This is a genomic window from Corynebacterium sp. TAE3-ERU16, assembly GCF_019209935.1.
GTDB classification, from domain to species: domain Bacteria; phylum Actinomycetota; class Actinomycetes; order Mycobacteriales; family Mycobacteriaceae; genus Corynebacterium; species Corynebacterium antarcticum.
In genome coordinates, this window is record NZ_JAHUTN010000006.1 from 1 (window position 1) to 11,694 (window position 11,694).

Consider the following 11,694-nt stretch of genomic DNA (forward strand, 5'->3'; position numbering starts at 1 on the left):
TACCTGGAGTCCCCCGAATCGTCGACGTAGGCAAGATACACGTGGGGGACTCCGCAAGTCGGTCGGCGATCTGGTGGGAACTAAACTTCGGATAAGTCTAGCGGGTGAAACGGAGCACCGTATACCTGTCCTGATCGCATATAGATATTGATATGACACCCTATGCATGTTGTGTCATAAATGATACTCAAGCGGATGGGAGCGCATCGAAGCCGCCCGCGCCGCTGCCGCCCAAGGTCGGATGCTTGCCGAGCTTCATAACGACCTCCTTGGCGCCGATGACGCCATGTGCGACCTTATCGACGGCATTAGAGTGCGCTGGATGGGCCTCGGCTGCGCAGCGCGCGATGAAGCAGCATTCCGCACGCTCTAGCCGAAGGCCACCGACTGTACGCCGCCGACAAGCCAATGAAAGATAATCTTCCAATCGACGCCTACGAACGCGCCTACACCGTGGCGCAAGCCGTGGGAGACGAACAGCGGCTAGAAATACCGTTCAAAAATACGTCGACCCGACAAGCGACCAACCACCTTAAGAAAAAAGCACCACCGCATATGTACCGATGGTGCGCTTGCTACCTAGGCCCTTGTTTCGCTGTTAGTACGGCATTGTTGGCGAGTGGCACTACGTTTTATGGCTACATGGCAGTAAAACAGCACTTGATGTGAAGTACGCCAAACGGATTGTGTGCAGTTTTTGTATGAGCCTGTTTTCTCGGGTTGCGTTAGTTCCGGGAGTGAGTATTTCCAGAGTTTGTGGGACCTCTCGGACAGGTCGAAGTGTGGGAAGTCCTGGATCGGTAGTTCTTTGTCGATGAAATCTCGCCGCTGTTCGTCCGTGCCCCTCGGAGATCCGGTTGCGGTAGGCGCAGCGGTGTTCTACGTCTACTGTCCCATCAAAGGTGTGTACCTCTTCGTTTTGCCAACAGACTGAATTGGGAAGGATGAAGATTCCCCCGGAGGGGGCCTTTCAGATCGTCGAGATTATCGGCGCGAGATAAGGCTTGTGATCTGCAATGAACACTCGTCCGTGGTCCCGTTTATAACGGCGGTGTAGTGGTCAATGAGTCAATGGCTCCTTGCGGGGATGTGGCTTTCTTTAAATCTACTTGTGGGTCCACATAGAAACACCATGAGCACACCTGCCGTTCTGAAACCCTCATATCGGCTCGGGACGGCAGAGTCGTTGGTGGAGACAGAAAGCAGACGTAGGACCGGACGGCACTTACAGTGCGCGTGCTGTCCGGGATACAAGATCCCCGGGGATCTGCCGCGGTATTTTTATTACGTTCATCACCCCGCCAACCCAGGCGGCAACCCCGGCACCAACAACAGCGCACCCGGGTACCCCGCTGGCAAATAGCCCGGCGGTTTGCAGCGCCAGCAACCCGGCGACAGCCACAAGCACACACCACTGCCACCGCATACTTCCCAGAAGCCACCAGCAGCCAAGCGATGCCGCAACCGTCAACGCAACCACGGTGGTCACCAACGCAAGATTCGGTGTGAACATCTGCCCGAGGATGAGGTCGGTCGGTTTGTCGGACGCCGTGAGCACCGGGTCAAAGACACCGGCCCTCAGCCAGGAGGAACTACCGGCGACAAGCACCGCCGCCAGACAGACGACAAAGGCCACCAGGCTTTTGCTCGGCGCATAGCTTTCCGTGTGTGCCGCGCTGCTACGGGAAACGACGCTTGCAGCCGCTGGGAGGATGACGACAAGCAGCCCCATGACAAGACTTGCAACGAGCGTCAGTTCAACCCTGAAATCGCTCTCCATGCCCTCAATCGTGGCATATCCGATGTATGCGCCACCGGCCACGGTCACACTGTAGGCGGCCATCAAGAAGTTCATGAGCTTGAGTTTTCGCATCATGACAGCAAGTCCGGTCAGTCCCCCCAGCACGCAGACAACCGTGAGCGGATCCTGGGCGGCAGGATCAATGAAAAACCAGTCGCTGTTGTCGGACATGGGCGCGCCTACAGTGATTCCGCCAGCGATCGACTGATGCATGCCCATCGGAAACAGTGTGCCCGACCAGAACGGAACCCCGTCCGGTGTCGGCGCAACACCGATGAATTCGTTCTCCCGGACAAACAGCGTCCTCATCAGTATTGCCGGAACTGCGACAGTGACAGCGGCAAGGGCGATAACGGTCCACCAGTATGCGGCCAATCCTGTTGCCAGGCCCCGTTCTTTCGCGTGGCGAGATTCCGCTTCGCGGGGGTCGAGTCCGTTGGTCGGATCCCGGCGACTTGCATTAGGAGGTGGACTCAGCCAATCCAGCTCCGCCCTATCCAGCGGCACATGTGTGCCGTCTCCTACCTGTGGGGAAGATCCACGCGGCAACACCAGTTCGCGGCGGTACACCGCTTCACACACAATCGGCACAAAAGCTGCCGTCAGCACAGCCCGTGCCGTGTATTCCGGCGCACCGGCCAGCACTGTTTCCGGCCACATCATCCACAAACCGACACATGCCACCGGGCCGACGAGCACCGGATAGCGTGCCGAGTGTCGAGCCCCCACGCCGAGCATCGCGCACAGGCCTGCGCCTATCGCGAACAAGCTGTTGGTACCGCTTGCCGCAAGTCCTGGGCTGCAGGCAAAAGCACATCCCGCAACTGGTGCGAACACAAGCGCCGATTCAGCCACGTTCAGCATTGTCAACCACCAGGAAAGCAGCCACCCAGAGGTAACTCCGAGCAGCACAAGCCACAATATTCCGGCAACCAGGCCGTCAAAAGGACCCCCCAGTGACTCTCCTTTTTGCTGCCGGAGTATAAACGGCACAACAAACAGGCCAATCCAGAAACCCGCAACCACAGCAGGGGCGACGAACCGGTTTTTCACGATGGAAAACCCGGTGGCGGCAAGCCAGGTGACTAGACAGAAAACAGCGCAGAAAACAACCTGCGGTATACCGGCGGTGATGTGCACGTCGTCAACCGGGTACCGATACCAAGTGTCGTCGACGTTGATTGCCCGTCGCTTTTCTGGGGTTGATCCCGTAAACAGCAGCATCTGCCACGCACCCAACACCAGTACAACACCCAGTACACGCGCAGAGTGCTTGAAACCCGCGGGCGTTGAAACACCGCTATAAGCCACAGTTGCCATTCCTTTCCTCCACAGTGAATCAACCCTCAATCACGCGGAAACTCATGCAACGGCACAACTGCCATCTACCGAGAGTGAGTTTTTATCGAGCAATTCCCGGAGTGCCGATGATCGGGATTGCGATGCCAAAATGCGGGCTCAATCAATCCTGGTTTAATGAGTGACTTCCTGTCCAGATAATAGGCTTTGTTGTGAGTCAAAACAAGTCCGGCGTGATACTGAGTGGCTGATTGGCGCGCAGTAATTTTTGTGTTGGGTATGTGGAAGATTTACGGGAAAACTCTTCGGAAATATTCTTCAGATTTGAATAAAGCTCATCATCACAATCGACCCGTTTCTGTACCGATAATATAGCCGCTGAATTACGGTTAGAGGCTGTGTGGCATAGATCATGAATCGCACAAGCGCCTCGGTAATCTAGAGCATTGTATGCAACATAACTATAATTTCCGATACGTGGTATATCAGGGCTCTTAGTGCAATAATCATGGAGAGCATCGCCACTTCTATTGCCGCACCATTTATAATTTTTTGGGATACCTATTGAGCTAGCGAAAACGCCCTTAGGGATTTTTTAGGGGGTATGGTCTGAGGTGGTCGCCGACTGCTCCCGATAATCTTAGGAAACATTGTTGTCAACTTTTCCACATTGTTTTCATAGGTCAAAAAGCCTCGGTATACTTTTTTGCCGTCAACCTCGACTTGGGTCGTATCAAAGTCCGCAGCAGAGATGCTGACGGTACCGCGTTCAAACTTCTGAGCCTCGCCGATTCCATCCGCGTATGGTTCATCGATCGGGAATCCGTATTTACCGTCCTCAAAGTCGGTAGAAATCCACTCTGTCAGCGGAAAACCATCAACTATGTGGGCATCCGTGGGCAATGACCAGACAATCACTCCTTGGTCGAAAATATTTATCCGTCCCCGACCGGACTTCGAATCGAACTCATTTGTAATCGGATAACCGAGGCGACTGTTAACTCCACCTGCCTCGATTCAACGATCGTAGATGCGGCCATACACTGCCGCGTTCAACCCCACAGCATTCTGCACGATAGCGCCATGCTGGAACTTCTGCATATGCTCGATCGGGTTGGAGGAGAGTCCATCTTGGTCCGTAATCGGATACCCCATAGGTCCTGCCTCCCACCTGAGGTTCTTCCAAACCGCGAAAACTTGGGTGGGAATAATATGCGCTCCGGTCTCCGGGGGCCAGTAAATAATGCCGTTGGCTAGAGCCAATCGATAGCCCCGCCCATCCGGATTGAGTCGCATTGGCTCAACCTGCCATAAAAATGGTGATGCTGGGCCACCGACCTGCTCGTATCGATCAAGAATGGCGCCACATACTTCAATATTGTGTGGGGCGAAACGACGACACCTGGGGGCTGCATCGGTTGCACGGAGCAGCCTATCCATCGAGCGGAGATCGGTGTTTTCCCCCAAGTACCGGGTGAACGCCCAGAACGTTCAGTTTTCGCAGTCCCTTGTCTTTTTACGACATCTTCAGCGGTCACCGGATAGGAGGGTGTTTCAGGCCATGATTGAGCTTCCTGCTGAAGCTGCGCGACCTGTTGCTCTGTCAAACCGCCAGTGTTCTCAAGTATACGGGGAGATACAGTCGGGTCGATCGGCATGTAAGCCATTGCCACATCTTCGTCATCATTCGCTCCGAATTCTTGCCGGTCAGGCTCGACAAATTGCACCGTCTCCAAGTTTCCTTCGATAGCAACAGCTGGTTGCAGCCCACCAAGCGCTGTGGTCGCAAAGGTGACGGAAAGCACGGCTCAATTTTTTAACAAATTTTCATAATGCATTAGCTAATACTATACTATTTATTTAGAAATCGGATCGGCTGCACGGTTAGATGGCATCTGATCTGGCTCGCTCGTGGGGTGGGACTGGGAGGATGTGGCTGTGTCTAAGTCCTATCCCAGTGAGTTCCGTGACGATGTCGCGCGCGTCGCGAGGAACCGTGAACCTGAAGTGACAATCGAGCAGATCGCGAAAGACTACGGCGTTCACTTGGTGGACGTCGCAGTATTGGTTGAGCCGCGCCGCGGTCGACGACGGCGCGAAACCCGGCATTACACGCACCGCAGACGTCGAGAGCCGAGAGTTGCGGAAACGGAACCGACTCCTCGAGCAGGACAACGAGGTTCTGTGGAAAGCTGCGGAGTATCTGTCGCAGGCGGACCTGCCAAGGAAATGTGCTACCCGCTCGTGACTGAGTCCGCCGAAGCAGGAATCCCCGTGACGGTGACGTGCCGGGTTCTGAAGCTCTCTCGCCAGTGGCACGCTGTGACCCCATCGCGCCGAGCGAGGTAGTGGAGGCGCATCGCGCGAACGCATTGTTCGACGCTTACCGTGACGACCACGAGTTCAGGCACCGGCTCCTGGCTGATAGACGAGGCAATGATTGACGGGACCGCGTGGCGGATCGCATCGCCCAACGGCTGGTGGTCCGTGTTTGAGAACAAGTGGGACAACAACGATAGGAAGCCGGGGGTCTGCTGTCCACTACGACCATTGCGCCGTCGCCGATGCGGATGGACGGGTCCGCGTCAGCGCCAGTGTGATTGTCGCGACTGTGTACTTGGTGGGTGTAGCAGAATGGGTGCCTATCTCCACATACCCCCATTTGGGGATTCCTGCCGGCGCAAATTATTTCCTCGGCATATATTTCTATTAAGGGATGATGCTATCGACCGGACAGTTTGATTAGGTCATGTACATCTTCCCCTTGTGCATAGTGACGCCAGGTCCTGAGGCCTTGAGTGAAGTAGAATTCAGGAAGGAGAACCGTGAGCCGTTTTTCTGAAAATCAGAAATTGTACCTGTTTCTTACATTCATGCTTGTTGTCGCCGTAATTGAGGCGGCATTGTGGTTGACCGGATACCGGCTTGTGGCCGGGACGGTCGGCGCAGTAATGGTTACATTCCTGTTGTGGAATGTCGGTAAAGTAAAGAACAAGTCTTAGAAGCTGGAGCTCCGGGCCGGGACGCTTCGTGGTGGGGTAATTCATACCATCCGGAAGTGGCAGTCGATCGCCGTCGGTGTGCGGGGAATGTTATCGGGGACTTGTGCTCAGCCACTCGGTCTCTGTTTCCGTGGACCCGAGGACGGTTGTTGCCCTGGATGATGCGCAAGTGTCCTACTATGGCCGACCGCGTGCGCTGCTGGCCCTGGGCTCAATACCCACCGCAACAAGTACCGGTACACGCGCCACCCTTGCGATGCAATCCACACGGGACCACGGGGTGCCTTGGCTACGTTCGGGTCAACGATTCGAGCACTAGTCCGAGCTGTAGTGCTCAGATCCACATCCTCATTCCTTGTGTGGGCCGGGATCGGGTTTCGGTGCCGTAGATGGCCGAGCCGCGCCCGGCGGTGAACACCAGAATCAGCGGATCGTCAGAGTGCCCTGTGTGCAGGAACCCCTCCGCCGTAGGCGGTGTAAGGTTTCCTTCCGATTTTGCGGAGATTCTCTATATCCAGACCCCTAGGTGTCTGGATTTCTGGCCGCGTGGACATAGGTTTTCGCGGTGTTCCGCAACGTGCATCTACCGATGGGTCCTTTGTGCACCAGTGGTCATTCCTCTGTGTCGCGGGAACAGCCCGCATTTCTACAGGCGGCACCGTCAGCACGACCGCGTCGACAGGCTGCGGGCATGATCGACGGAGTGCGCACGCTGACTGGCACACCGTCTCCCACCGAAGGGCCGGGAGACACCTGTGAAAGTGGTTCGTGCGTACCGAGGCTGCCCGGAGTGCGGCCGGCGTTCGCGAAAAGCGACAAGGAAATTGACCGCGCGGTAGACGTTGCTCCTGATCTCATTCGTGATGTGCGCGTCCGCTGGAAACGTCCCGGTCACGTCAAAGGGCTGAGAGACAGCATCTGGCATGGCCCTATCTGTCGCCCACAAGCGCCGTTACGAAAGGAAAACCCTGGAAAAAGTCCATCATTGGCGTTTAGTGGAACGGGCTCTTCTCGAGTAAAAATGACTGGCTACCAGTGCAATCAAACAAATGAAGGCAACTGAAAGTGACGCATATTGGGGGTTTCCGACCTTCGATATTGTCGGGGTCAGCGCCGCGGTGAGTGAATAGCCAATACCTCCTGCAGCGTAGAGATAGGAAAATGCGGTAGCCTGCTGGCTTTTGGGAACTCTGTCTGCGATGATTTGCTGTCTGAATATCATGGCGGGTGCCTGAAAAGCGCCGAGTATCACAGCTATAGTTATGAGATATGGGAAAGAATAGGCGAAACCGGTCGCTCCAATGAGGACAATGACGAGGAGGGTGAAGAAAACTGATTTGCTTTCCTTTCCGCTCCAGCCTGCTCTGATTCCGAGAAGTGCTGAAATCAGAACGCTAGAACTGGCCAAGGCGGCGAGTACCCATCCAGTGCGTACATCAGTGCCAGTCCACTCGGTCAGCAGTATGGGCACCAATGTATCGAAAGAGGCTGTTACGGCCATTATTACCGCAGAGGCAATTATCGGATTCAGGACGATTCGTAGGTCTGGTTTGGACTTGGATCCACTTGACTGATGATAATTGGCTGTAATGGCTTTAGGGGTCGTGATCATTGAAGTACCCAGGAATAAGCCAAGTAAAAGAAAAGCGGCCATGCTTCCAAAAGTGTGGACCATGGCGACGCCGAGAACTGGACCCACGACCCAGCTACTCTGATTGATAACGTTGTCGAGGCTCATTGCTCGGTCTGGACTGCTAGAAGATTGGCTTATTGATGAGCGAAGAATTCCCGGTATTGGAGCTGAGATTAGCCCGGTTATGAAAACCAAAAGTGGTACAGAATAATTATAGGGTGTCCCGTGAACGGCAAGGATGCCGGAACCGAAGAGTAGGAGCGCGCAAATGGCACAACCCTGACGCAGGCATTTCTTCACCTTCTGGTGAGAAAGCAAGGGGGTAAGCCAGATGGCACCTACGGACTCTCCAATTGCATATGCTCCAGAAGTAATTCCTCCGAGGATAAATGAACCACCGGCGGCTGATATTCCAACGATGCTCACCATCGGGATTGATGTCACCGTCAAGCGGGTCAAAATTGTCGATATCAGCCATGCTGTGAAAGATCTATCTGGTTTTTGGGGAAGCATTTAGCTGTCTTTCAGTACTTGCGAGTAGGGGACGATGTAAAAGAACTTGATTTCCGTACGTAGTGGTGTGCTCAAGGATGGCCGTGGTCGCTGATTCGTCGGTCAATCCAGCCTCAACGGCAAGTTCCGTATTCTTCCGGCTCGGTCATGATATACCCAAACGCTGCTTCTGTTCATCATCAAAACGCGAGCCAATCACCGAACCAATTATGTCGGTATTCCTGCATCTAGCTGTAGAGAAACCCATACCTGTGAGTCAGCTTATTGTCCACCTCTGGAACCGGTAGTAGTTCGCCTACAGGTGGGCTGTTTCTCGAAAACCAATTGTTCCGGACGGTCCGTGTATCGCTTACGGTCTGTCACCCTTTTTGGCTCGTTGCGAGTCTTATTCCTGCGCGGGGAGAGGGCTAGCTGACCCGTCGTTCGGATGCTAGGGAGCACTGCGGACGCCACGCCTGGCCTGATCGACGAGGTGCGGGTGCAGATCTGCGGCGCGGAAGTGGGCCTCGAGAGAGTCCCGTGGGTAAACAGCCCCGCTAGGCGGCAGTCATACGGTGCTGCCCTATCGTCCCGCCTGTTCAACCCCGGTGGCGGACGCGTGCGATCCGGTGCAGTACCTGCGGCATCCAGCCCGCGAGGATCAGTACGCCGATCAGTCGGATGATCTGGACCGCGGCGACGACGGGCCCGGAGTCGGCCTCGTCGGCGATGATGAGGACGGTCTCGAGTCCGCCGGGGCTGGTCGCGAGGTACGCATCGAGGTAGGGGACGCCGAGCCACCAGGTCAGCAGCAGAGCGGTGGCGGCGCAGCCGGCCATGAGGGCGGCGATGAACAGCAGTGTGGCGGGCAGGGTCCGGGCGAAGGATTTCAGCGCCGGGACGGACAGTGCCCCGCCGGCCATCCAGCCGATCGCCATGAACGCGACCGCGGTGACGGCTCCGGGGAGGGCGAGGGTGAGCCTGTCGTCGAGAAGCGTGTGGGCGAGGACGGTGAGCAGCATCGGCCCGAGTATCGACGGCGCGGGTATGTGCAGCCGGGTCCCGACGGGTTGTCCCACGGCCATGATGATGAGGAGGACGAGCAGTCCGATCCAGGAGAAGTCCGTGGCCGTGTCGGCCGTGGGGTGGGTGTCGAAGCCGATGAGCATCGCCGCGAGGGGCAGGGAGAGCATCACGGCCAGCAGCCGGAGGTACTGGGTGAGGGTGACGTAGCGGTAGTCGGCGCCCATGTCCCGGGCGAGGAACGGCATGACGGAGGCGCCGCCGGCGAGCATGGAGAGCACACCCGTCGAGCGGCTGATCTCCCGGTGCGCGTGGTGCAGGAGCAGACCGCCGGCGACACCGATTCCGAGAGTCGCGGCCGTGATGACGGTACCGGGGATGAGGAAGTCCACCAGTTCGGCCGCGGGCGTGGCCGTGAGGGGCGCCGCGGAGAGGATCGCGATGACGGCCCGGGAGGACCGGGACGCGGGGGCCGGAAGGTCCAGGCTGCGGCCGGTGGTGACGGCTGCGGTGGCGGCGACGAGGATCGCGGCGATCACCCAGCCCGCGGGTAGCCCGATGCGGGTGAGTACCCACCCGAGGATGACGGTCGACGGTACGACGGCGAGCCACCGGCGGTCGATGCGCGGGGCGTGCACGGGCTCTCCTCTCCGTCGGTCGTCAGGTTTTACCCTCGTCCATTGTGCCAATCGGGGACCGGGCGCGAACGGATCGGTGCATAATTGACATCCGACCCCCGTGGGTGACAGTGGTCACCTCCCGGAATCCTCGAGAAAGCTGGTACCCATGGATCTCGCCCTGCCCGCGTGGCTCATCCTGATCGCGGGCGCGGGTGTCGCCGGCTGGATCGACGCGGTGATCGGTGGTGGCGGGTTGATCCTGATCCCGCTGATTCTCGCAGTGGCCCCCGGGCTGGCCCCGGTGACGGCGCTGGCGTCGAACAAGTTGGCGGCGGTGTCGGGGACGGCGTCCGCGGCATTCTCCCTGTGCCGGAAGGTCGGCGTGGACCGGTCCCTGGTGATCCGCTTCGTGCCGGTGGCCGCCGTGTGCTCCGCGGGCGGTGCGCTCGCGGCGAGTGCGATCGACAAGTCCCTCATGCGGCCGATCGTGATCGTGCTGATGGTCGCGGCGGGTGTGTTCGTGGCGCTCCGCCCGAGCTTCGGGACGGGTGTCGCACGCGAGGCGCCGAAAGGCGTTCGGCGTCTGATCGCGGTAGGCGCAGTGGCGCTGATCGCCGGCTACGACGGCATCTTCGGGCCGGGCACCGGCATGTTCCTCATCATGGTGTTCACGGGTGTGCTGAGCCAGAACTTCCTCACGTCCGCCGCCCTGGCTAAGGTCGTCAACACGGCGACGAACGTCGGTGCGCTCCTCGTGTTCGCCGTGGGCGGTCACATCTGGTGGACCCTCGGCCTGGTGCTCGCGGTGGCGAACATCGCGGGTGCGCAGATCGGTGCCCGCACGGTGGTGCGTGGCGGTACGGGGTTCATCCGTGCCGCCCTGCTGTGCATGGTCATCGTGATGTCGAGCTATCTGACGTACACCCAGATCCTCGGTGGCTGATGGTTCCCGACGTCGCGTTCGGGGAGTGGCTCGTCGCCCACCGCGCACCGTGGATGGTGGCGGCCAGTGAGGCTCTCGCGGAGGTGTTCCGGCCCTGGCATGTCCTGGTGTTCGCGACGGTCCTCGCGGTGCTGCTTCTCCGCAGGTTCGGGCGGGCCACCGCCGTACGGTTCTGGTGCGTGGTCGTTCTCGCCCAGGTGGTGACACATCTGCTCAAGCCCGTCGTGGGGAGGACCCGGCCGCCCGTGGAGTGGCGGCTCGCGGTGGAGCCCACGGCGGCGTTCCCGTCGGGACACGTGACGGGGGCGGCGGTCCTCACCGGAGCCCTCGTGGTGGTCTTCTGGCCGGTGCTGCGCCGTGCGGGGCGGTGGGCCGCTGTGTCCGCCGCGTTCGCCGTGACCGTGGCCGTGGCGGCGAGTCGCCTGATTCTGGGGATTCACTGGTTGAGCGACACCACCGCCGGTGTCGCTGTGGCGGTGGTGTCGCTCGGTGTGGTCGGGGGAGTGGGTGCGGTCAGGCGGCGGCGGGGTTGCCCATCGGGAAGTTGACGACGACGTAGGCGCCGAGTGCGATGAGCACGATGATGTTCACCCACAGCACGATGAGGAACCGTGTGCGGAGTTCCGGGACGCGCCGCATCTTCCGGTAGGCCACGATCGCCGCGACGAGCGGGATCGGGAAGAAGATGAAGTGGTGGAGCGCGAGGAGAACCGCGGCCACAACGGTGATGGCCCACAGGATGTAGAGCTGCGTGGTCGGCTTCTGCATGGGAGATACCTCCGATCGTGCGGGCTGGCGGGTGCTCCGGCGGGATCGCGGTCTCTCACCAGCTCAGCGGTGATGTCGCACTTTCAGGTCTATCAGCCGGAGCCGGTTATTAC

The 11,694-nt window shown here is 58.5% G+C and carries 10 protein-coding genes; 3 read left to right on the plus strand and 7 right to left on the minus strand.

Annotated features, from left to right (window positions below; all coding sequences use genetic code 11):
• Positions 1–1,225 precede the first annotated feature (1,225 nt).
• From KRX55_RS07290 to KRX55_RS07310, 5 genes are all read right to left on the minus strand, one after another.
• Positions 1,226–3,121, minus strand: a complete 1,896-nt coding sequence (locus KRX55_RS07290) for a hypothetical protein (protein ID WP_218407112.1) — start codon at positions 3,119–3,121, stop codon at positions 1,226–1,228.
• A gap of 540 nt (positions 3,122–3,661) precedes the next feature.
• Positions 3,662–4,117 carry an LGFP repeat-containing protein gene (locus KRX55_RS07295; protein ID WP_218407250.1) on the minus strand — a complete coding sequence of 152 codons (456 nt, stop codon included), beginning with the start codon at positions 4,115–4,117 and terminating at the stop codon, positions 3,662–3,664.
• Positions 4,118–4,396 (minus strand): LGFP repeat-containing protein, encoded by a 279-nt coding sequence (locus KRX55_RS12050; RefSeq protein ID WP_218407113.1) that lies wholly within the window; start codon positions 4,394–4,396, stop codon positions 4,118–4,120.
• Positions 4,354–4,905 carry a hypothetical protein gene (locus KRX55_RS07305; RefSeq protein ID WP_218407114.1) on the minus strand — a complete coding sequence of 184 codons (552 nt, stop codon included), beginning with the start codon at positions 4,903–4,905 and terminating at the stop codon, positions 4,354–4,356. Before KRX55_RS07305 ends, KRX55_RS12050 begins: the two co-directional genes overlap by 43 nt.
• Positions 4,906–7,084: 2,179 nt before the next feature.
• Complete coding sequence (locus KRX55_RS07310; protein ID WP_218407115.1) at positions 7,085–7,840, minus strand: MFS transporter; 756 nt, start codon at positions 7,838–7,840, stop codon at positions 7,085–7,087.
• 226 nt (positions 7,841–8,066) lie between these two features.
• On the opposite strand from KRX55_RS07310, the gene KRX55_RS07315 reads away from it, so the two are divergent.
• A complete protein-coding gene (locus tag KRX55_RS07315; RefSeq protein WP_218407116.1) occupies positions 8,067–8,252 on the plus strand; it encodes a hypothetical protein in 186 nt (61 codons plus the stop codon).
• A gap of 574 nt (positions 8,253–8,826) precedes the next feature.
• Here the strand turns inward: KRX55_RS07315 and KRX55_RS07320 are convergent.
• A complete protein-coding gene (locus KRX55_RS07320; protein ID WP_218407117.1) occupies positions 8,827–9,888 on the minus strand; it encodes an AbrB family transcriptional regulator in 1,062 nt (353 codons plus the stop codon).
• A 148-nt stretch (positions 9,889–10,036) separates the two neighbouring features.
• On the opposite strand from KRX55_RS07320, the gene KRX55_RS07325 reads away from it, so the two are divergent.
• Both KRX55_RS07325 and KRX55_RS07330 read left to right on the plus strand, forming a co-directional pair.
• A complete protein-coding gene (locus KRX55_RS07325) occupies positions 10,037–10,813 on the plus strand; it encodes a TSUP family transporter (RefSeq protein WP_218407118.1) in 777 nt (258 codons plus the stop codon).
• On the plus strand, positions 10,813–11,361 hold the full coding sequence (locus KRX55_RS07330; protein WP_218407119.1) for a phosphatase PAP2 family protein: 549 nt from the start codon (positions 10,813–10,815) through the stop codon (positions 11,359–11,361). Before KRX55_RS07325 ends, KRX55_RS07330 begins: the two co-directional genes overlap by 1 nt.
• Here KRX55_RS07330 and KRX55_RS07335 read toward each other — a convergent pair.
• Positions 11,327–11,581: a hypothetical protein gene (locus tag KRX55_RS07335; RefSeq protein WP_200258115.1), complete on the minus strand. Its 255-nt coding sequence runs from the start codon at positions 11,579–11,581 to the stop codon at positions 11,327–11,329. The two genes, KRX55_RS07330 and KRX55_RS07335, sit on opposite strands and share 35 nt — an antisense overlap.
• Between the last annotated feature and the right edge of the window lie 113 nt (positions 11,582–11,694).

What these genes read in the sequence shown, in the direction of transcription:
- KRX55_RS07290 (WP_218407112.1), bottom strand. Translation starts at nt 3,121, where the DNA reads ATGGCAACTGTGGCTTATAGCGGTGTTTCAACGCCCGCGGGTTTCAAG.
- KRX55_RS12050 (WP_218407113.1), bottom strand. Translation starts at nt 4,396, where the DNA reads ATGCGACTCAATCCGGATGGGCGGGGCTATCGATTGGCTCTAGCCAAC.
- KRX55_RS07310 (WP_218407115.1), bottom strand. Translation starts at nt 7,840, where the DNA reads ATGAGCCTCGACAACGTTATCAATCAGAGTAGCTGGGTCGTGGGTCCA.
- KRX55_RS07315 (WP_218407116.1), top strand. Translation starts at nt 8,067, where the DNA reads ATGGCACCTACGGACTCTCCAATTGCATATGCTCCAGAAGTAATTCCT.
- KRX55_RS07325 (WP_218407118.1), top strand. Translation starts at nt 10,037, where the DNA reads ATGGATCTCGCCCTGCCCGCGTGGCTCATCCTGATCGCGGGCGCGGGT.
- KRX55_RS07330 (WP_218407119.1), top strand. Translation starts at nt 10,813, where the DNA reads ATGGTTCCCGACGTCGCGTTCGGGGAGTGGCTCGTCGCCCACCGCGCA.
- KRX55_RS07335 (WP_200258115.1), bottom strand. Translation starts at nt 11,581, where the DNA reads ATGCAGAAGCCGACCACGCAGCTCTACATCCTGTGGGCCATCACCGTT.